The organism is Micromonospora sp. NPDC005707 (assembly GCF_040631005.1).
Taxonomy (GTDB): Bacteria; Actinomycetota; Actinomycetes; order Mycobacteriales; family Micromonosporaceae; genus Micromonospora.
In genome coordinates this window covers 433,818-453,323 of the sequence record NZ_JBEXYR010000001.1, presented here as the reverse complement: position 1 = coordinate 453,323, position 19,506 = coordinate 433,818, and the positions used below count along the sequence as shown (strand labels likewise).

22 protein-coding genes are annotated in these 19,506 nt (G+C 74.5%); 11 read left to right on the top strand and 11 right to left on the bottom strand.

All coding sequences use genetic code 11. The features are described 5' to 3' along the window. Positions 1 to 44: 44 nt before the first annotated feature. Positions 45 to 893: an alpha/beta hydrolase gene (locus ABZ452_RS02120; RefSeq protein WP_357937953.1), complete on the top strand. Its 849-nt coding sequence runs from the start codon at positions 45 to 47 to the stop codon at positions 891 to 893. A 151-nt stretch (positions 894 to 1,044) separates the two neighbouring features. Here ABZ452_RS02120 and ABZ452_RS02115 read toward each other — a convergent pair whose 3' ends face one another. Continuing rightward, positions 1,045 to 1,809, bottom strand: coding sequence for an SDR family NAD(P)-dependent oxidoreductase (locus tag ABZ452_RS02115; protein ID WP_357937950.1), 765 nt, complete (start codon positions 1,807 to 1,809; stop codon positions 1,045 to 1,047). Between the two features lie 99 nt (positions 1,810 to 1,908). On the opposite strand from ABZ452_RS02115, the gene ABZ452_RS02110 reads away from it, so the two are divergent. From ABZ452_RS02110 to ABZ452_RS02095, 4 genes are all read left to right on the top strand, one after another. Further along, on the top strand, positions 1,909 to 2,763 hold the full coding sequence (locus ABZ452_RS02110; RefSeq protein WP_357937947.1) for a helix-turn-helix transcriptional regulator: 855 nt from the start codon (positions 1,909 to 1,911) through the stop codon (positions 2,761 to 2,763). 160 nt (positions 2,764 to 2,923) lie between these two features. After that, positions 2,924 to 3,631 carry a hypothetical protein gene (locus ABZ452_RS02105; protein ID WP_357937944.1) on the top strand — a complete coding sequence of 236 codons (708 nt, stop codon included), beginning with the start codon at positions 2,924 to 2,926 and terminating at the stop codon, positions 3,629 to 3,631. A 13-nt stretch (positions 3,632 to 3,644) separates the two neighbouring features. Continuing rightward, positions 3,645 to 3,905: a hypothetical protein gene (locus ABZ452_RS02100; RefSeq protein WP_313722807.1), complete on the top strand. Its 261-nt coding sequence runs from the start codon at positions 3,645 to 3,647 to the stop codon at positions 3,903 to 3,905. Continuing rightward, complete coding sequence (locus ABZ452_RS02095) at positions 3,902 to 4,306, top strand: hypothetical protein (protein WP_357937940.1); 405 nt, start codon at positions 3,902 to 3,904, stop codon at positions 4,304 to 4,306. The genes ABZ452_RS02100 and ABZ452_RS02095 overlap by 4 nt, the downstream gene beginning before the upstream one ends. Positions 4,307 to 4,310: 4 nt before the next feature. Here the strand turns inward: ABZ452_RS02095 and ABZ452_RS02090 are convergent, their stop codons facing one another. Further along, a complete protein-coding gene (locus ABZ452_RS02090; protein WP_357937937.1) occupies positions 4,311 to 4,631 on the bottom strand; it encodes a GYD domain-containing protein in 321 nt (106 codons plus the stop codon). Between the two features lies 1 nt (position 4,632). Further along, the gene (locus ABZ452_RS02085) at positions 4,633 to 4,854 is read right to left on the bottom strand and encodes a hypothetical protein (RefSeq protein ID WP_357937934.1); all 222 of its coding nucleotides are present in this window, start codon (positions 4,852 to 4,854) and stop codon (positions 4,633 to 4,635) included. A 96-nt stretch (positions 4,855 to 4,950) separates the two neighbouring features. Between ABZ452_RS02085 and ABZ452_RS02080 the strand changes: the two genes are divergently transcribed. Together ABZ452_RS02080 and ABZ452_RS02075 are read left to right on the top strand one after the other, a co-directional pair. Continuing rightward, positions 4,951 to 5,151, top strand: a complete 201-nt coding sequence (locus tag ABZ452_RS02080; protein ID WP_357937932.1) for a hypothetical protein — start codon at positions 4,951 to 4,953, stop codon at positions 5,149 to 5,151. A 109-nt stretch (positions 5,152 to 5,260) separates the two neighbouring features. Beyond that, positions 5,261 to 8,665 (top strand): AAA family ATPase, encoded by a 3,405-nt coding sequence (locus tag ABZ452_RS02075; RefSeq protein WP_357937930.1) that lies wholly within the window; start codon positions 5,261 to 5,263, stop codon positions 8,663 to 8,665. 104 nt (positions 8,666 to 8,769) lie between these two features. Here the strand turns inward: ABZ452_RS02075 and ABZ452_RS02070 are convergent, their stop codons facing one another. From ABZ452_RS02070 to ABZ452_RS02060, 3 genes are read right to left on the bottom strand one after another with little or no spacing between them, the layout of a single operon-like run. Next, complete coding sequence (locus ABZ452_RS02070) at positions 8,770 to 9,624, bottom strand: ABC transporter permease (protein ID WP_357937927.1); 855 nt, start codon at positions 9,622 to 9,624, stop codon at positions 8,770 to 8,772. Further along, entirely contained in the window at positions 9,621 to 10,634 is a 1,014-nt protein-coding gene (locus ABZ452_RS02065; protein ID WP_357937924.1) for an ATP-binding cassette domain-containing protein, read from the bottom strand. Before ABZ452_RS02065 ends, ABZ452_RS02070 begins: the two co-directional genes overlap by 4 nt. Positions 10,635 to 10,657: 23 nt before the next feature. Then, complete coding sequence (locus ABZ452_RS02060) at positions 10,658 to 11,212, bottom strand: NAD(P)H-dependent oxidoreductase (RefSeq protein ID WP_357937921.1); 555 nt, start codon at positions 11,210 to 11,212, stop codon at positions 10,658 to 10,660. 131 nt (positions 11,213 to 11,343) lie between these two features. Here ABZ452_RS02060 and ABZ452_RS02055 point away from each other — a divergent pair, with 131 nt between their 5' ends. Next, positions 11,344 to 11,844, top strand: a complete 501-nt coding sequence (locus ABZ452_RS02055; protein ID WP_357937918.1) for a GNAT family N-acetyltransferase — start codon at positions 11,344 to 11,346, stop codon at positions 11,842 to 11,844. A gap of 44 nt (positions 11,845 to 11,888) precedes the next feature. On the opposite strand, the gene ABZ452_RS02050 is transcribed toward ABZ452_RS02055, so the two are convergent. Together ABZ452_RS02050 and ABZ452_RS02045 are read right to left on the bottom strand one after the other, a co-directional pair. Then, positions 11,889 to 12,872 (bottom strand): aldo/keto reductase, encoded by a 984-nt coding sequence (locus tag ABZ452_RS02050; RefSeq protein WP_357937915.1) that lies wholly within the window; start codon positions 12,870 to 12,872, stop codon positions 11,889 to 11,891. 65 nt (positions 12,873 to 12,937) lie between these two features. Beyond that, positions 12,938 to 13,687, bottom strand: a complete 750-nt coding sequence (locus ABZ452_RS02045; RefSeq protein ID WP_357937912.1) for an SDR family oxidoreductase — start codon at positions 13,685 to 13,687, stop codon at positions 12,938 to 12,940. A 102-nt stretch (positions 13,688 to 13,789) separates the two neighbouring features. On the opposite strand from ABZ452_RS02045, the gene ABZ452_RS02040 reads away from it, so the two are divergent. After that, positions 13,790 to 14,626: a helix-turn-helix transcriptional regulator gene (locus ABZ452_RS02040; protein WP_357937909.1), complete on the top strand. Its 837-nt coding sequence runs from the start codon at positions 13,790 to 13,792 to the stop codon at positions 14,624 to 14,626. Between the two features lie 49 nt (positions 14,627 to 14,675). Here ABZ452_RS02040 and ABZ452_RS02035 read toward each other — a convergent pair whose 3' ends face one another. Next, the gene (locus ABZ452_RS02035; RefSeq protein WP_357937906.1) at positions 14,676 to 15,530 is read right to left on the bottom strand and encodes an aldo/keto reductase; all 855 of its coding nucleotides are present in this window, start codon (positions 15,528 to 15,530) and stop codon (positions 14,676 to 14,678) included. A 128-nt stretch (positions 15,531 to 15,658) separates the two neighbouring features. Then, entirely contained in the window at positions 15,659 to 16,648 is a 990-nt protein-coding gene (locus ABZ452_RS02030) for a LysR substrate-binding domain-containing protein (protein ID WP_357937903.1), read from the bottom strand. A gap of 48 nt (positions 16,649 to 16,696) precedes the next feature. Here ABZ452_RS02030 and ABZ452_RS02025 point away from each other — a divergent pair, with 48 nt between their 5' ends. Together ABZ452_RS02025 and ABZ452_RS02020 are read left to right on the top strand one after the other, a co-directional pair. Next, on the top strand, positions 16,697 to 17,578 hold the full coding sequence (locus tag ABZ452_RS02025; RefSeq protein WP_357937900.1) for a serine hydrolase: 882 nt from the start codon (positions 16,697 to 16,699) through the stop codon (positions 17,576 to 17,578). A gap of 155 nt (positions 17,579 to 17,733) precedes the next feature. Then, complete coding sequence (locus ABZ452_RS02020) at positions 17,734 to 18,723, top strand: MBL fold metallo-hydrolase (RefSeq protein ID WP_357937897.1); 990 nt, start codon at positions 17,734 to 17,736, stop codon at positions 18,721 to 18,723. Positions 18,724 to 18,766: 43 nt separating this feature from the next. Here the strand turns inward: ABZ452_RS02020 and ABZ452_RS02015 are convergent, their stop codons facing one another. Beyond that, entirely contained in the window at positions 18,767 to 19,306 is a 540-nt protein-coding gene (locus tag ABZ452_RS02015; protein WP_357937894.1) for a DUF1697 domain-containing protein, read from the bottom strand. Positions 19,307 to 19,506: the final 200 nt, after the last annotated feature.

Genomic DNA, 19,506 nt, shown 5'->3' with positions numbered 1-19,506 from the left:
TGCGTGAGCGATGAGTTTGGGCGGCGGATCGGGTCTGCCCTGGCATGACCATGACCATTGTCAACGCCAATGGGACCGCCCTGGGCATCGAGTCGTTCGGTGCCGACGGCGCGCCACTCGTCCTGCTCGCCGGCGGGACGACGATGCTCTCCTGGCCCGACGCGCTGTGCGAGCGCCTCGCCGCCGGAGGGCGCCGTGTGGTGCGCTACGACCTGCGCGACAGCGGGGAGTCGACAACGACGGATCCGGAGGCGCCCGCGTACACCCTGCGTGCCCTCGCCGCCGACGCGGCGGCCCTCGCCGACGCGCTCGGCGGGGTGCCCGCGCACCTCGCGGGGATCGGCGTCGGCGGGATGGTCGCCCAGGTGGCCGTGCTCGACCATCCGGGTGCGTTCTCGGCGCTCACCCTGGTCGGCACCCGCGCCGTCGCCCCCGGGCCGCCCGACGATGACCTTCCCGACCACGACCAGGCCACGATGAGCCGCCTGTTCGCGCGTCCTCTGCCCGATTGGACCGACCGCGAGGCGGTCGCGGAGTTCGCCGCCGCCGGCGCGGAGATCCTCGGCGACGACCCCGTCGCCGCGCGGGCGATCGCCGCGCGCATCTGGGACCGCACGCCCGGCACGGCACCACCGGTCCAGATGGCCAACCAGATGGGCATGGTGTTCTCCAGGCTCGACTGCACACCACGCTGGCGTGAGCGCCTGCCCGAGATCGAGGTCCCCACGCTCGTCGTCCACGGCCGCCGCAACCGGTTCTTCCCCGTCGGCAACGGCGAGGCGATCGCGCGCGAGATCCCCGGGGCCCTGCTGCTCGTCCTCGAGGAGGCCGCCACCGCTGTCCCCGATGCGGCGGTCGGCGAGGTCACCGAGGCGATGCTCACGCTCGGCTAGCGGACGGCGGATGTCGCGCGGTCCGGCCTCCAGGCAGCCGTGGACGCCGGAGGCTCGACCCGGCCGCGCGCCCGCGATCGGCACGATTCCCACCCGAGCACTCCCGACCGCGCGACCCCCACCGACAAGATCAAGACCTACGGCCGGAGTACTACTTGCCGTGTGGGTCGTGCGCGTTGAGCGTCGCGACCACCTGGTCGTAGTCGCCACGCGCCTCGCCATAGCGGAGGAACTTCACCCGCTCGACCTGGATCTCCTTGGCATCGGGCTGCGCCTCGATCAGCGCCACGACCTCCGCCACGAACTCGTCGAGCGGCATGGCGAACTCGCTGGTCTCCTGCCCGGGCATCAGCGCGGTACGCACCGACGGCGGTTCCAGCTCCACGACCCTCACGCTCGTGCCGGCGAGCTGCAGCCGGAGCGACTCGCTGAGCATGTGGATCGCGGCCTTCGACGCGTTGTAGCTCGGGGTGACCTTGAGTGGCGCGAACGCCAGGCCCGAGGAGACCGTCATGATCGTGGCGTCCGGCTGCGCCTGCAGGTGCTCGATGAACGCGGCGATGAGCCGGATCGGGCCGAGCAGGTTCGTCGTCACGGTCGCCTCCGCGGAGGCGAGGAACGATTCGGGCCGGCGCCAGTCCTCGACGCGCATGATGCCGGCCATGGTCACCAGGACGTTGAGGTCGGGGTGGCGTGCCAGCACCTTCTCGGCAGCCGAGTCGATGCTCGCAGGGTCGGCGGTGTCGATCTCCACGGTGTCGATGCCGGGGTGCTCGGCGGCGATCGTGTCGAGCAGGTCGGTACGCCGGCCGCCGACGATGACCGTGTTCCCCCTGGCCCGCAGTTCGAGGGCGAGGGCCAGGCCGATCCCGCTCGTGGCGCCGGGGATGAAGACGGTGTTTCCGGAGATGTTCATGCTCCGAGCGTGGCCGGTCCCGACCGGCCGATGAAGAGAGCGGTTGTCGGGGGACCGGCAATCCCTGGTTGGCGCGCGACACCGGCGGATACTGAGATCATGGACCGCGCAGCCCTGGCCGACTTCCTCCGCCGCCGCCGCGAGGCGCTGCAGCCCGGGGACGTCGGGCTGGCCGCCGGCGTCCGCCGCCGCGCCCCGGGACTGCGGCGCGAGGAGGTGGCCGCCCTGGCCACCATGTCGACCGACTACTACACCCGGCTGGAACAGCAGCGCGGCCCGCAGCCGAGCCCGCAGTTGCTGGCGTCCCTCGCCCGGGCGCTGCGGCTGAGCCGCGACGAGCGCGACTACCTGTTCCGGGTGGCGGGGCACAACGCCCCGGCGTCGGTCTCCGCGGCGACGCACGTCTCCCCGGCGCTGCTGCGGGTGCTCGACCGGCTGACGGACACCCCCGCGCTCATCCTGTCCAACCTCGGCGAGACCCTCGTGCAGAACCGGATGGCCGAGGCCCTGTTCGGGGAACGGTCCGGCCACACGGGGCTGGCCCGCAGCGAGATCTATCGGTGGTTCACCGACCCGGCGGAGCGGATCCGCTACCCCGAGGAGGACCGCGAGCGGCAGAGCCGTGCCCAGGTCGCCAATTTGCGCGCCGCGTACGGGTCCATGGGGCCGCAGTCGCGGGCCGGCGAGCTGGTGCGGGCGCTGCAGAAGATCAGTCCCGAGTTCACCGAGCTGTGGGAGCGGCACGAGGTGGCCCAGCGTTTCGCCGACCACAAGACGCTGATCCACCCCGAGCTCGGCCCCATCGAGCTGGACTGCCAGGTGCTGTTCACCGAGGACCAGTCCCAGGCCCTCCTCGTGCTCACCGCGCCGCCGCGCAGCGAGGGTTACGAGAAGCTCCAGTTGCTCGCCGTGCTGGGCACCGAGCGCTTCCCCGCCGACACGACCCCCCGCTGACGGCCGCCGGCGCCCGCCGCGCGTGAATGCGGCACAGGAACGGCCATTCACGCCGCCGGGGATTCCCGGCTTTCCTGTCGGCCTCCCGTCACGGGGAGTGTTCATCTGATCCGTTTCCGTCGATAGCGTCGGTGCACTGGCCGTCGACGAAAGGCCGACGATGAACGACAACCCGTACCCGTTCTCGCGCCGGCGCCTGCTCGCCGGCGCGGCGGCGGCCTCGGCGGTCACTGTGACCGGCGTGGCCGCCGCCCCGACCGCCGCCACGGCGAGCCCCGCCCGCGCCACCACGCCGCTGGTCACCCGGGACCGGATCGCCACCGCGGCGCTGCGGGCAACCGACGGCACCGCGGCGGCGGTCGCCCTCCAGGCGGACTTCCACGCCCGGCTGTCGGCCTGGCTGGCCTTCTGGTCGGCGAACTCACCCCGCGCCTGGAGCGCTCCGGTCCACGTGGTCGGCCGGGTCGCCCCGGCCGGCGACGCCCTCACCCTGCACGCCATCCGGTACCGGCGCGACGACGAGCTGCACGCCGGCTTCGCCGCGGGGCGGCGGGACGGCAGCCACGTGGCGACGCTCGCCAGCCTGCACCACCACTTCCCGAGCGTGCGCGTCCTGCCGGACGGGGCGGTCCGGGTCGGCGACGGGCCCGCCGGGTTCACCGGCGCGCCCGGGCAGGTCGCCTTCGCGGTCGCCGCCTGCCGGGAGCTGTGGGGAGACGCCGCGGCCACCGCCGCCCGCTGGGCGGAGCACGCCGGCCGGGCGCTCACCCGGGCCGGGCAGCCGGCCGACGCCGCCTCGCACGCCGGCTGGGCGGCCTTCACCCGGATCAGCCTGCGCCGCGGGCTGGGCACCGAATCGTACGAGTGACCGGAGGTAACACATGTCCCGCAACGAGTTCCGGTTCGTGGTCGACGGCGTCGACCTGACCCCCGAGCAGCAGACCCTCATCGCCGGCGAGATCCAGAAGGCCGGCCTGGCCGCCCTCGGGACCGCCAACGCCCGGCTCACCAACCCGCTCACCGTCGGCCACGGCAACCTCAAGCTGCGCCCCGAGTGGTACGGCCTCTGGGTGCTCGACGGCCCGTTCGCCCAGGACCTCGGCCAGAAGATCAACGACATCGGCTTCTGGATGCAGCGGTGACCGAGGTCGCCGGACGTACCGGCCCGCCGGAGCGGATGTGTCCGAGCACGCCGGCGGCGAACGCCACGGTGTTCCTCGGCATGATCACTCCGGCGGGGCGGGTCGCCTACGTCACGCCGGCCGTGCCGGCCGAGGTGGCGCTCGCCGCGGCCGGCGACTCCGACGCCCCGGTGGAGTCCCGCTTCCGGCTGGCCGGCCCCTGCGTCACGTCCTCCTGCGGCTTCTGGACCGGCGAGCACTGCGGCCTGGGCGCCCGGATGGCCGCCTCCTACGCGGAGACGGCCGAACCGGGCGAGGACCAGTTGCCGAAGTGTGCGATCCGGCGTACCTGCCGGTGGTTCGCCGAGCAGGGCCCGGCGGCCTGCCCGGCCTGCTCACACGTGGTCACCGACGCGCGCTGACGGTTCAGTCGCCCGGGGCCGTGTAGTCGGTCGGCGTCCGGGTCGCCTCGTCTACCTCGGCCGGGGTCAGCAGCGGGGTGACCCGGGTCCGCAGCCCGCGGGCCGCGCCGATGCGGATCGCCAGCGCGGCGGCGGTGCGGTGGTCGGGCAGGTCGCAGAGCACGTACGTGTCGTCGTCGGCGAAGGCGAAGTGCATCGAGATGAGCTGCCCGCCGGCCTCCTCGACCAGCTTGCGGACCACCTCGGCGCGTTTGGTGCCGCCGTCGCGCGTCAGCCCGTCGATCCCGTCGACGGTGTAGACGGATCGCAGCAGGAACGCGGGCAACTCAGCTGCCGCCCTGCCGCTGCACCCGCTCCGCGCCCTCGACCTTGGCCCGGCCCTGATCCCGCTCGCTGCCGGCGGCCCCGGTGGCGGTGTGCAGCCGATGGCGCTTACCGGGGCGTTCCATCTCCCCGCCCTGGCGGCCCGGAGCGCCGCTGCCGGAATTCCGCCCCGCCCGCGCCGACTGGCCGCCCGGATCGTGCTTGTTCTGCTTGTGGCTACCCATGGGCCGCGCTTACCCGCTGCCTCCGCCGCTAGTCCTGGCCCTTGACCTGGGCTGCGCACACTGGGAGGCAGGCAACTCACCTCCGAGGAGGCCGACATGCGCTGGTTCGTCATCCTCATCGTCGTACTGCTGGTCATCGCTGCCCTGGCATTCTGGCGCCGCAACCGCCGGACGGCGGCCGACGCGGACCGCCAGGTCCGTGACCTGGCGGCGTCGGCCGAGGCTCGCCGCCGGCTGGACGACCACCGGAATCCGACCGACGGCAGCAACCTCCGCAGCAGCGGCGGCAGTCTCTGACCCAGTCGGCGGCGCGGGCGTCGTGCGGTTCCGACCACCACGAGCCGCCGAAGCCCCGATGCGCGCGGTTTTCCCCGTTGTCGGACCGGTCGACTACCGTCGGGAAGTCATGGAGCCGCGGTTCGGCGAGGCGATCATCGGGCGGGAACACCCCGCGGCGCTGCTGCGCGCCGAAGTGGACCGGGTGACCACCAGCCACGGCGGTCTGGTCCTGGTCGCCGGCGAGCCGGGCATCGGCAAGACGACGCTGGTGGGCGCGGCCGCCGACGAGGCCCGCCGGCGCGGGGCGCTGGTGCTCGGCGCGGCCTGCTGGGACTCCGACAGCGCCCCCGGCTACTGGCCCTGGGTGCAGGTGCTGCGCCGCCTGGGCCGCCACCCCGACGACTGGGCGCGGGCGCAGGAGGCCGCCGGGCCCGGGCTGGCGGCGCTGCTCGGCGAGGGCACCGGCGCCGACCCGGCCGGGGAGGAGCCGGGCGACGACGGCGGCCGGGCGGAGTTCGCCCTGCACGACGCGGTGACCACCGCGCTGGTGGCCGTCGCCCAGCACCGGCCGGTCGTGGTCGTCCTCGACGACCTGCACTGGGCCGACGCGGCCTCGCTGCGGCTGCTCCAGTTCGCCACCCAGCACACCTGGTTCGAACGGCTGCTGCTGGTCGGCACCTACCGGGACGCCGAGGTCGAGTCCGGTGACCACCGGCTCCGGCCGCTGCTGCTGCCGCTGACCGCCAAGGCCACCACCATCACCCTCACCGGCCTGGCCCGCGACGAGGTGGCCGCGCTGATCCGCCGCACCGCCGGCCGCGAACCGGGCGCCGACCTCGTCGACGAGGTGCACCGGCGCACCGGCGGCAACCCGTTCTTCGTCGAGCAGACCGCCCGGCTCTGGCACACCGACGGCCTGGCCACCACCATCGCGCCCGGCGTGCGGGAGGCGGTGCGCCGCCGGCTCGACCAGCTGCCCGCACCGGTGGTCGAGGCGCTCACCGTGGCCGCCGTGCTCGGCCGGGACTTCCACCGGCAGGTCCTCGCGGCCTGCGTACCCGGTCCGGTCGCGCAGGTGGACCGGCTGCTCGACCGCGCGGCCACCGCCCGGCTCGTGCTGGCCCGGGGCGGCGGCCGGTTCGCCTTCGCCCACGACCTGGTGCGGGCGACCCTCTACGACGGGTTGACCGGCGCCGAGCGGCGCACCCGGCACGCCGCCGTGGTCCGCGCCGTCGACGGGTCGGCGGCGCTCGCCGAGCGGCTCATCCCGGCCGACCTGGCCCGCCACGCCTGGCTCGCCGGCGGTGACCTCGACGCGGCGCGCACCGTCGAGCTGCTGGTCGCCGCCGCCCGGGAGGCCGGCGGGCGGCTGGCCGTGGAGGAGTCCGTGCAGCACTTCCGCCGCGCGCTGGAGGTCGCCGACCAGCCGGCCCGCCGGGTCCGGGTGATGCTGGAGCTGGCCCAGCTCTTGCAGCACGTCGGCACGCAGGCCGAAGCCGAGCGGCTGCTCGTGGACGCTGCGGCGCTGGCCCGCCCGCTCGACGAGCCGGCCGTGCTGGTCCGCGTCGCGCTCACCGCCCACCGGCAGGAGGCGGCGGCCCGCCGCCGCACCGGCGCCGGCGAGCTGGTGCGCGAGGCGTACGGGCGATTGATCGGTGCGCCCGAGCCCGGCCGGGAGACGAGCGCGCTGGTCACCGACCTGATCACCGCCACCGAGACCCTCGCCCGGCGCGGTCGCGACGACGAGGCGCTCACCTTCAGCCTGTGGGCCCGGCACGACACCACCTGGGGGCTCGGCACCGCCGAGGACCGGGCCGTGGTCACCGCCGAGATCCGGGAGGTGGCCCGCCGCACCGGCGACCGGGAGACCGAGCTGTGGGCGACCTCCCTGCGCTGGGTCGCCCTGCTGGAACTCGGCGACCCGCGCTACCACGACGAGCTCACCGCGTTCGTCACCGGCTGCCGGCAGGGCGAGGTCGCCCGCCAGCGGATGGCCGCGGCCATCGACAGCGGCATCATCGCCGGCTTCCGCGGCGACTTCGCCGCCGCCGACGCGCACTTCGCCGAGATGGACGGCTACGGCGAGTGGGAGCACTCCGACCACGCCTTCATGGGCCAGCACCTGCGCTGGTGCCTGCTGCTGCTCCGGGGTCGCCTCGCCGAGGCGGAGGCCCTGCTCGACGGGCCGGAGGCGGCCGGCCACCCGCAGCGGGACCTGCTCCGGGCGATCACCGCCGCCGAGCGCGGCGACGCGGAGACCGCCGTGCGGCTCACCGCCGGGATCGAGGCGGCCGGCACCACGCACCCGCGACCGGTGTCGCCGCTGTGGCTGCGGCTGCGGGCACAGGCGGCGGCCGCGAGCGCCGATCCCCGCCGTTGCGCCGAGGCGCGGGCGGCGCTGGAGCCGCACCGGGGCCGGTGGATGGCGGCGTTCTTCGGCTGCGACATCAGCGGCCCGGTCGACCTCTGGCTGGCCGCCGTCGATGCCGCCGAGCGGCGCTGGGACGACGCGATTGCCGGCTACGAGGCCGCCCGTGACGCCGCCGACCGGATGGGCGCCCGGCCGTGGTCGCTGCTCAGCAGCGACGGGCTGGTGGCCGCCCTGACCGCACGCGGGCGGGCCGGCGACGCGGCCACGGCGGCCCGGCTGCGCGCCGACACGGCGGCCGAGGCGCGGGCGCTCGGCATGACCCAGGTGCTGCACCGCCTGGGCGAGGGGGAGATTGCGGCTGCCGTCCCCAGTGGATCTGTGGCTCGACCAGCGGGTGCGGGCCTCACCGGCGCGGTGCCGGCACCCGCGGGAGCCGGCCACACCGTCGGGGCTCCGGCCGCCGGTCATGCCCTCGAGGTGTCGGCGACCGCCGGTGCGGTGCGGGCGACCGCCGGAGCTGGCCAGGCCGGCGCGTTGCTGGCACCGGACGGAGCGGGCCACGCGGCCGATTCCGGCATCGGGAGCGGTGACCGCGCGGGTGAGAGCCGGCCCGTCCAGCCGGAGTTCCGGCGGGACGGGGCCGTGTGGCGGCTCGCGTACGGCGGGACGGTCGTGCACCTGCCCGACGCCAAGGGGTTGCACGACCTGCGGCTGCTGCTGGGCCGGCCCGGCGCCGACGTGCCCGCGGTCGAGCTGCTCGACCCGGCGGCCGGCCCGGAACTCGTCGCCGCCCGCCGGCTCGGCGGGGATCCCGTGCTGGACGACGAGGCGAAGGCCCGCTACCGGCAGCACCTGCGGCGGCTCGACGACGAGATCGACCGGGCCGCCGTACGCGATGACGCACAGAGGCTGGCCGCCCTCGACGCCGAGCGTGCCGCGCTGCTCGACCAGTTGCGGGCCGCCGCCGGCCTGGCCGGGCGCAGCCGCCGCCTCGGTGACCAGGCCGAGCGGGCCCGCAAGGCCGTGACCGCCCGGATCCGGGACACGCTGCGCCGGATCGACGAGCGCCACCCGGCGCTCGGGGCGCACCTGCGGGAGTCCGTCGCCACCGGCAGCACCTGCCGCTACCTGCCGCCGGAACCGGTGCCCTGGCGGCTCTGACCGCCCGCACCAGCCGGGGACGGCGCCCGTGCCCCGGCGTCCCCGACAAGCCGGGCCGGGGGCACCGACGACGGCACCCCCGGCCCGGCTCTGACCGCCAGCCGTCAGCGGCGGTTGTAGCGGTACATGGTCAGCGTGCCGAAGACGGCCACGAAGCCGGCGCTCCACAGCAGCAGCCACATCGTGTTCGTCGCGTCCGTCGATCCGGCCATGGCGGCGCGCACGGCCGCGACCAGGTGGGTGACCGGGTTGGCCTTGACGAACGCCTGGAGCCAGCCCGGCATGGTGGCCGGGTCGACGAAGACGTTGCTCAGGAAGGTCAGCGGGAACAGCACCATCATGCTGACCCCCATGACCGACTTCTCGCTGCGCAGCACCAGGCCGAAGAACGTCCACACCCAGGAGAACGCGAACGAGAAGATCACCAGCAGGCCGATGCCGGCCAGCACGCCGACCGGCCCGCCGGCGGGCCGGAACCCGAGCGCCAGCCCCACGCCGAGGATGACCACCGCGGCGAGCACGTAGCGCAGCACGTCGCCGAAGATCATGCCGACCAGCGCGGCGGGCCGCCAGACCGGCAGGGTGCGGATGCGGTCGAAGACGCCCTTCTCGATGTCGTTGTTCAGCCCGACACCGGTGTACATGGTGATCATCACGACGCTGGTCACCATGATCCCCGGCAGGAAGAACTGCAGGTAGTCACGCGGGCTGTCGGCGAGGGCGCCGCCGAACAGGTACGTGAACATCAGCACCATGATGATCGGGAACGCGGTCACGTCGAAGAGCTGCTCCGGCACGTGCTTGATCTTCAGCATGGCCCGCCAGCCGAAGGTCAGCGACGCGGACAGCGCACCCGGCCTCGGCGGCCGCTCGCCCGGGGCGAGGACCGTCGCCAGCGCCTCGGCGGACGGCACGTAGACGGACGGCGGCCGCCCGGTCGTGGTCGCGGTGTCGCTCATCGGGCCGCCTCCAGTTCGTCGTCCCGCTCGTCGGTCCCGACGGCGGGGTGGTCGGTCAGGGCCAGGAACACCTCGTCCAGGCTCGGCTGGCCGAGGGAGAAGTCGTCCACCACGATGCCGGCCCGGGCCAGCTCGCCCAGGGCACGCGCGGCCTGCTCGCCGGCCTCCAGGTCGGTGCCGTCCTCGCCGACCCGGGCGGTGAGCGCCACCGGGTCGGGCTCCAGCTGCACCGGCACGCCCAGCGCGGCGCGCAGCACCTGCTGGGCGCGGGACCGTTCCCCGGCGTCGCGCAGTCGCACGTGGACGGTGCCGGAGCCGACGGACGACTTCAACTCGCCCGGGGTGCCCTCCGCGATCACCCGGCCGTGGTCGACCACCGCGATCCGGCCGGCGAGCTGGTCGGCCTCGTCCAGGTACTGCGTGGTCAGCAGCACCGTGGTGCCGTGGGCGACCACCGCCCGGATGATCTCCCACACCTGGTTGCGGCTGCGCGGGTCCAGCCCCGTCGTCGGCTCGTCCAGGAAGAGCAGGTCCGGGGTGTTGAGGATGCTCGCCGCGATGTCGATGCGCCGCCGCATGCCGCCCGAGTACTTCTTCACCTGCCGCCCGGCCGCCTCGGTCAGCCCGAACGCGGCGAGCAGGCGGTCGGCCCGCTGCCGGGCCGCCGGCCGGTCCAGGCCGAGCAGCCGGCCCAGCAGGACCAGGTTCTCCGCGCCGGTCAGGTCCTCGTCGAGCGAGGCGTACTGGCCGGTCAGGCTGACCCGGGCGCGGACCGCGTCCGCCTCGGCGACCACGTCGCGGCCGAAGACGCGGGCCCGCCCGCCGTCCGGTCGCAGCAGCGTGGCCAGGACCCGCACCGCGGTGGTCTTGCCGGCGCCGTTCGGCCCGAGCAGCCCGTAGACGGTGCCGGCGGGGACCTGGAGGTCCAGGCCGTCGAGCGCGCGGGTCGAGCCGAACGACCGGACCAGGCCGTCGGCCTCGACGGCCAGGCCGGTGTTCCGGTTACTCATGATCACTACCTTTCTTCGTGTCCTCAGGAGACGTACGGGCGCGCCGCGCGACCCTCGCGCAGCGCCAGGCCCCACCAGCAGAGCTCGTCGAGGAGCACCCGGGCGTCCTGCCGGAGCTGCTCCTCGACCCGCCCCGTCGGCTCGCCGTCGAGCAGGTCGACGCCGACGGTGTCGCGCACGGTCGTAGCGTGCAGGGCGGTGAACACGGTGCGCAGCTGGTCGACCGCGTGCAGGCCGACCGACCGGCAGCCGTACGACACGAAGCCGACCGGCTTGGCCTGCCACTCGTCGTAGGCGTAGTCGATCGCCTGTTTCAACGACGCCGGGAAGCTGTGGTTGTACTCCGGGGTGACCACCACGAACGCCTCCGCCCGGCTCACCTCCCCGGCGAACGACCGCATGGCCGCCGTGGGCTCGGCCGGCAGGCTGGCCGGGAAGTCGTACCCGGCGAGGTCGAGCACGGTCACCGCCAGCCCTTCGCGGCGGCGTGCCTGCGCGACGAACCAGCGACCGATCCGGTCGCCGATCCGTCCCTCCCGGGTGCTGCCGATGATCACGGCGAGCCGCAACGGCGTCATGCTCCCCTCCCGCTGGTGTCGGGCCTCACCCCCCAGGCGCCAGACGCGGACCGGCGGCCCGCCAGATCGGATCTGGCGGGCGCCTGTCGGGGGCGGCTGCTTCAATCGGCGCCGGAGAGTAGGGGGACGGCATGACCGAGGTACGCCTCGCGCGGTGGAGCGCCGACGACCTGGCGCTGCTACGGCAGCTCAACGCGCCGGAGGTGCGGGCGCACACGGGCGGCCCGGAAACCGACGAGCAGGTGCTCGCCCGGCATGAGCGCTACCTGCGCGGCCCCGGCCCGCGCAGCGGGCACATGTTCACCGTCGGGCTGCCCGACGGGACGAAGGTGGGCAGCGTCGGCTACTGGGCACGGGAGTGGCACGGCGAGCCGGTCTACGAGATGGGCTGGGCGGTGCTGCCGGCGTACCAGGGGCGGGGGCTGGCGAGCGCGGCGGTGCGGGCGCTGATCGCGGAGGCCGCGGCGCACGGCGACCGGCGTTTCGCCCACGCCTACCCGTCGGTGGACCATCCGGCGTCGAACGCGGTGTGCCGCAAGGCCGGGTTCACGCTGCTCGGTGAGACGGAGTTCGAGTACCCGCCGGGGCATCTGATGCGCTCGAACGACTGGCGCGTCGAGCTGACCGGGTGACACACGACGGGGCGGGCCGGCCGGCCCGCCCCGTCGCACGCGCGTCAGCGGGCCGTGTCCAGCCGGGTCCGCTGCTCCGGGGTCAGCTCCAGCTCGACCGCCGCGAGGCTCTCCTCAAGCTGTGCCACCGAGGAGAAGCCGACCAGCGGGATCGCCGCCACGTCCCCGCCCAGCAGCCAGGCGAGCACCACCTGGTTGACCGTCGCCCCGGTCTCGTCGGCGACGGCGCGCAGCGCCGCCAGCCGCGCCGGGGTGCTCGGCAGGGCGCACTCCTCGCCGAGCCGTTCCGGCTTCACGTAGGCGCCCCTGAGCAGCGGCGAGTACGCCACCAGGGTCAGTTGCGGCTCGGCCCGCAGGTAGCTGGCCAGGTCGGGGCCGACCCAGCCGACGTCGCCGTCCGGGTCCAGGTCGCTCGGCAGGTCCGGCCGCCGGGGCAGGTAGCTGCGGTGGTACTGGAGCACCTCGTACCCGGGCAGGCCGGCCGCGGCGGCCAGTGCCCGGGCCCGCTCGACCCGCCAGGCGCGGTGGTTGCTCGCGCCCAGCATCCCGACGGTGCCCTCGGCGACCAGGTCCGCGAAGCCCTGGACCGTCTCCTCCAGCGGGACGGTCCGGTCCTCGATGTGGGCGTAGAGCAGGTCGAGCCGGTCCACGCCGAGCCGTTCGCGGCTGCGCTCGGCCGACTCGCGGATCACCTTGGCGGACAGGCCCTCGGCGTTGTCCACGTAGCTGGTGCCCGGGGCGAGGGGACGGGCGCCGAGCTTGGTGGCGATGACCACCTCGCCGCCGACGCCGCGGCTGCGCCGCCAGCGGCCGAGCAGCTCCTCGCTCTCCCCGCCCTGGCCGCCGTTCTGCCAGAACGCGTAGTTGTCCGAGGTGTCGATGAACGTGCCGCCGGCCTCGACGTACCGGTCGAGGATCGCGTACGAGGTGGCCTCGTCGGTGGCGGTGCCGAAGAGCATCGCGCCGAGGCTGAGCACGCTGACCTCGCGCCGGGTGGCCGGGTCGGTGCCGATGGTGCGGTAACGCATGGGTTCCTCCCCGTGGAGAACGTTGCCGCCACCCTCCACCTTCGAGTGCGCGCGAAGTCAAACCGTCACCAGGGCAGCACCCCGTAGCCGCCGCCGGTGTCCATCTGGTAGCCCCAGAGCAGGCCGCTCGGCCCGTCCGCCGGCAGGGTGGCCAGGTGCACGCTCACCTCGGCGCCCTCCTCCGGGGTGCGGAAGCCGCTGTGGTGGTTCAGGTCGGTGGCGCAGTAGCCGGGATTGGCCGCGTTCACCTTGATCGGGGTGTCCCGCAACTCCTTGGCGTACATGGCCGTGACCATGTTCAGCGCGGTCTTCGAGGTCGGGTAGGGGATCGAGGTCAGCGGGAACAGGGCACCCTCCGGGTCGGTCATCACCGCGATCGAGCCGACCTCGCTGGAGACGTTGACGATCCGCGCGGCCGGCGCCCGGCGCAGCAGCGGCAGCAGCGCGTTGGTCACCGCGACCACGCCGAACACGTTCGTCTCGTACACCTCGCGCAGCGAGTCGAGGGTGGTCTCGCTGGGCAGCCCGGCGCCGTCGGCCCGGATGATGCCGGCGTTGTTGACCAGCACGTCCAGGTGGCCGTACTCCCGCTGGACCAGCTCGGCCGCGGCGGCGACCGACGCCGCGTCGGTGACCTCCAGCGGCACGACGCGGGCGTCCACCCCCTCGGCGCGCAGCTTGCCCGCCGCCTCCCGGCCCCGCGTGGCGTCGCGCGCGCCGACCAGCACGGTCATCCCGCGCGCGCCGAGCTGCCGGGCCGTGGCCAGGCCGATTCCCTTGTTGGCCCCGGTGACCAGGGCGATCGTCGTCGTCATGCGGTCCAGGCTGCCGCCGGGTGCGGACCGGCGGGAGAGGCCCGCCGAGGCTGGTAACGCCGGTACCACCTCCGGCGGCCGGCGATGCGGCAGGCTGGGGACATGAGCACGCTGCGCCGCGACGAGCTGGCGAACTTCCTGCGCACCCGCCGCGCCCGGTTGCGCCCCGCCGAGGTCGGCCTCCCCGACGGGGTACGCCGCCGCACGCCGGGCCTGCGCCGCCAGGAGGTCGCCCAGCTCGCCGGGATGTCCATCGACTACTACATCCGGCTGGAGCAGGGGCGCGGCCCGCACCCGTCCCGGCAGGTGCTCGCTGCGCTGGCCCGGGCGCTGCTGCTCAGCCGGGACGAGCGGGTGTACCTGTTCCAGGTCGCCGGGGACTGCCCGCCGGACGCGACCGGGCCCGGCCGGGAGGTGTCGCCGGGGACGCGGCACCTGCTCGACGCCATGTCGGAGACACCCGCGTACCTGGTCGACGCCGCGTACGAGATCCTGGCCTGGAACCGGCTGGCCGCCTGGTTCGTCGGTGACCTGTCGGCGGTGCCGGCCGGCGAGCGCAGCATGGTCCGCTGGATGTTCGGCCGGGAGGTGCCCGACTCGCACTGGGCCGACCCGGAGGTGCTGCGTTTCGCCCGGACCACCGTGGCCGACCTGCGGGCCGCGTACGGGCGTTACCCGGCCGACCCGGCGCTGGCCGCGCTGGTCACCGAGCTGCTCGGGCTCTCGCCGCGGTTCGCCGCGCTCTGGGCGGAGCACGAGGTGGGGGAGCGGCGCCCGACGGTCAAGCGGGTCGCCCACCCGGAGCTGGGCCCGCTGGAGTTCGAGTGCCGGGTGCTGCACGTGCCGGAGACCGACCAGCGGCTGATCGTCTACGTGCCCGAGCCGGGGTCGCCGACGCAGGCCGCGTTCCGCGGTCTCGCCGAGCGGGTCGGCTCGTGAGCCCGCGACCGGGGGCCGGCAGCCCGGCCCCCTCGGTCGCGGTGGCGGCTCAGTCCGGCACGTAGTCGAAGGTGTCCGGGTTCGGCCCCTGCCGGCCCGCCTCGCCCTTGTCCAGGCCGTTGAGCCGGTCCACGGACGCGTCGTCCAGCTCGAAGTCGAAGATCCGGAAGTTCTCCTCGATCCGGCTCGGCGTGGTCGACTTCGGGAAGACGATGTCGCCGCGCTGCACGTGCCAGCGCAGCACCACCTGGGCCGGGGTCCGCCCGACCTCCTCGGCGATGTCGACGACGGTCGGGTCGTCGAGCACCTTGCCCTGGGCGATCGGGGACCAGGCCTCGGTGAGGATGTTGTGCGACTTGCCGTAGGCGCGCACCTCCTCGTTGGCGAAGTAGGGGTGCACCTCGATCTGGTTCACCGCCGGTGTGATGTCCGCCTCGGCGGCCAGCCGCTCCAGGTGGGCCACCTGGAAGTTGGAGACGCCGATCGACCTGGCCCGGCCGTCGCGCTGCAACTCCTCCAGCACCCGCCAGGTGGAGACGAAGTCGCCGTCGTAGCGGGTCGGCAGCGGCCAGTGGATGAGGAACAGGTCGAGGTAGTCGAACTTCAGCTCGGTGAGGGTCGACTCGAACGCCTTGCGGGCGTCGTCCGGGCGGTGGAAGGCGTTGCTCAGCTTGCTGGTGACGAAGACCTCGCTCCGGTCCAGCCCGGAGGTGCGCACGGCCTGCCCGACCTCGGCCTCGTTGCCGTACATCTCGGCCGTGTCGATGTGCCGGTAGCCGATCTCCAGCGCCCTGCTGACGGCCTGCGCGGTGTCCTTCGGCTCGATCTGGAAGACCCCGAAGCCGAGCTGCGGGATGGTGTTGCCGTCGTTGAGCGAGATGTTGGGAACGCTGTTCGGGGCCATGAAGCCTCATCTCCGATCGTCCGGGGTGCCCGGGAACGCTTCCACGCGTGGTGCCGGGCCTTGCCACCCGGGTTCTCTACCCGCTCGTCCCGGCTCGTCACGGGCGCCGGTGGGGTGATCTGCGCCGCCTACGGCACCCGCGGCTGCTGACCCGCCCCGCCCTGGCCGGCCTCGAAGAGCACCGGCCAGGGCCGGGCGGCCGACGCGAGCGCCGCGGTCGCCGGTGGCGGCTCCGCGGCGGCCAGCACCTCGGCCGCGAGCTGCCCGAACATCGGGGCGGCCGGGTGCCCGGCCCGCGCCGGCCAGGCCGCCGAGGTCCGCTTGACCAGGGGCACGTCGACCAGCGGCCGCCAGGTGATCCGCGGCTCGCGGCGGGCCACCGGCTCCGGTTCCAGGGCGATCGCGCCACCGGCCAGCAGCAGGCCGAACAGGAACTCCGGGTTGCGGGCGGGCCGGACCCGGGCCGGCGCGAAGCCGTGCCGGCGGCAGACCGCCAGCAGGTGCCCGTGCCAGCCGGGCGCGGTGGCCGGCGGCGCGGTGATCAGGTCCAGGCCGGCCAGGTCGGCCAGGTCCACCTCGCGAGCGCGGGCCGCCGGGGCGGCCCGGGGCAGCAGCACACCGACCGGCGCGTCCACGGCCGGGCCGAAGCGCAGCCCGGCCTCCTCCACCGGGTGGTGCAGCAGGCCCACGTCGAGCCGCCCCTCGGCCAGCATCCGCCGCTGCTCGGCGCTGGTCAGCTCGTGCAGGTCGAGGTCGAGTCCGGGCGCCCGCGCGGCGAGCCCGTCGAGCAGCGCGCGCAGCGTCACGGCCGGGGTCTCCGGCGGTACGCCGGCGCGCAGCACGCCGAGCGCGCCCCGCCGGACCTGGTCGACGAGGTTGCGCAGGCGGCGCTCCCCGGCGAGCAGCTCGTCGGCCTCGCCGAGCAGGAGCTGGCCGGCCGTGGTGAGCCGGACCTGGCGCTGCGAGCGGTCGAAGAGGGTCGCGCCCAGCTCCCGTTCGAGGCGCTGGATCGACTGGCTCAGCGGCGGCTGCGCCATGCCCAGCTCCTCGGCCGCCCGCCCGAAGTGCAGCTCCCGGGCCACCGCCACGAAGTGCCGCAGGTGTCGCAGCAGGTCCACGACGGGCACCCTACGCCCGCCCCGGTCGCCGCTGGCTACCGTGTCGGGGTGAGCGGGGAGCGGATCGGGGAGACCTTCGAGCGGGCCGGGATCAGCGGCTGCCTGCACGTCGAGGACGTCGACGCGCCCGGTCGGGAGGTGGCGCTGCGGGCCGACGAGCAGGTGGTGATCGCCTCCGTGTTCAAGATCCTGCTGGTGCTGGAGTTCGCCCGGCAGGCCGTCGCCGGTCAGCTCGATCCGGTCGAGCGGGTCATGGTCGGCGCCGCCGACCGGCTCGGTGGGTGGGGCGTCGCCGGCTGCGCCGACGACGTCGAGGTGTCCCTGCGCGACCTGGCCTACTTCGCCATGTCGGTCAGCGACAACACGGCCGCCGACCTGCTGCTGCGCCGGGTCGGCCCGGACGTGCTGCCGATGCTCGCCGCCGAGCTGGACCTGCCGCGTACCCGGATCGTCGGCGGCCCCCGCCAGCTGGTCGAGACGATGCTCGCCGACGTGGGGGCCCGCACCGAGGCCGACTTCGCCCGGATCTTCCCCACCCTTCCTTCGGAGCGGGTCCGGGCCATGCGGGTCTTCGACCCGGAGCACACCACCTCCAGCACGGCCCGCGAGATGACCCGGCTGCTCGGCCTGATCTGGCGGGACGAGGCGGGGCCGCCGGCCGCCTGCGCGATGGTCCGCGAGCTGATGGCCCGGCAGCTCTTCTGGACCCGACTGGCCGCCGGCTTCCCACCCGGCGTCCGGGTCGCCGGGAAGACCGGCACCCTGCCCGGCCTGCACCTGGAGGCCGGGGTCGTCGAGTATCCCGACGGCGGCCGGTACGCGGTCGCGGTCTTCGCCCGCACCGAGCGGCTCAGCACCCGCCGGATCGACGTGGACCTGGCCATGGGCGAGGCCGCCCGGACCGCCGTCGAGACGCTGCGCGCCGGCTGATTTCCGCGCCGGGTGCGGCCCGCGCCGGCGCCTATGACCTGCGGTGATATCGGAACGGCTATCGAGCTTTCCACCCGTCGATCTTGGACATCGGCGGGCGGCCGGTGGTGGGGTGGGCGAACCGATCAACCTGTCCCGCACCGGGAGGACGCTTCATGCTCGACAAACGGCCCTACGACCGCCGCCGCTTCCTGCGCGATGCCGCCGTCGGCACCGCCGCCGTGTCGACCGCCGGCCTGGTGGCCGGCGCATCCGCCGCGCCGGCCCAGGCCGCCACGGCCGCCCCGGTCGCCGCCGCCGGCCCCCGGCGCTCCGGCGCGGTCAGCTTCCGCTGGTGGGGTACGTCCGGCTGGCGGATCGACATCGGCGACCGGACCGTTCTGGTCGACCCGTACCTGAGCCGCTACGACACCGGCCTGTTCAAGGGCGCGTTCAACGAGAACACCCGGCTGAAGGTGGACACCACCGTCGTCGACCCGCTGGTGGACCGGGCCGAGAACATCCTGGTCACGCACACCCACTGGGACCACTTCAACGACGTCCCGCACATCGCCGGGCGCACCGGCGCCCGGGTCGTCGGCACGCTGACCGCCTACCACCTCGGGCTGGCGTACGGGCTGCCGAGCACGCAGCTCGCGCCGGTCCGGGGCGGCGAGGTGCTCGACTTCGGCGCGTACACGGTCGAGGTGGTCAGCTCCCTGCACAGCCGCAACGCCGCCTGGTCGATGGCCTTCCCCGGGGTGCTGCTCAGCCGGCCGCCGAAGCCGGAGACGATCTCCGACCTGCCCGAGGGGGACACCCTGGCCTACCAGATCCGCGTCGACGGCGGCCCGTCGGTGTTCTTCATGGGCGCGAGCGACTTCGCCGAGCGCAACCTGGCCGGGCTGGCCCCCGACGTGGCGATGGTGGCCTCCGCCGCGAGCACGTCGACGGCCGACTACGTGCCCCGGCTGATGGCCGCCCTCGACCATCCGAAGGTCGTGGTGCCGGTGCACTGGGACAACTTCGAGACGCCGCTGACCAACCCGCCGACGGTGGCGCCGAAGGACCGCGAGCGCCTCGACGACCTGATCGCCGCCGTACGGAAGGCGTCACCGCGCAGCCGCGTGCTGGTGCCGGAGTACCACACGGCGTACCACTTCTGAGGTCGGTCGCGGAGGGGCCGGGTCACGGGGCCGGCCCCTCCGCTCAGCCGGCGGTCAGGTCGCGCAGGGCGAGCACCGACTTCCAGTTCCGGGTGGTCGCCACCACGCCCAGCTTCTTCTCCAGGTGCGCGTTCGTGAACCTGGTCCGCCCGTAGCCGCCGTCGGGGAAGTGCAGGTGCACCTCGCGGCCGTCGACCGCGAACTCCAGGTTCTCCCCGGCCGGCGCGGCCAGATCCTTGACCCGGGCCGGGCTCGGCGCGGCCGAGAGGAAGGCCACCAGCATCCGGGTCGGGTCGTCCTGCTTCCCGGCGTACGGGCTGGCCGCGGCGACCGCCGCCAGTTCGTCACCGCTGCGCACCAGCACCGGCACGCGCAGGTCCAGCTCGTCGGCGAGCTTGCCCGCGATGCCCTCGGCCAGGAGGTCGTCCTTCGTGGGCGGACTGCTGAAGACGACGTTGCCGCTCTGCAGGTAGGTCTTGACGTCGTCGTGCCCGAGGTCGGTGACGATGCGGCGCAGGTCGGCCATGGCCAGCCGGGTGCTGCCGACGTTGACGCCCCGCAGCAGGGCGGCGTAACGGGCCATCCGGGCCTCCTCGCATCGGCGTCGCTGGGCCCCAGCCTAGAACCGCCCCGGCCCGTCACCCGCGTGGGAAAGAGTGACTCGTGTTCGTGACACATTTGTTACCCGACGCTCTCTCCCGCCGCACCGTCGCAAGTGGTTGCCTGAAGACAAAATTCCCCTGGTCAGGTGCTGCCTCGGGCGGCGCCGCAGGGGCAACTGCT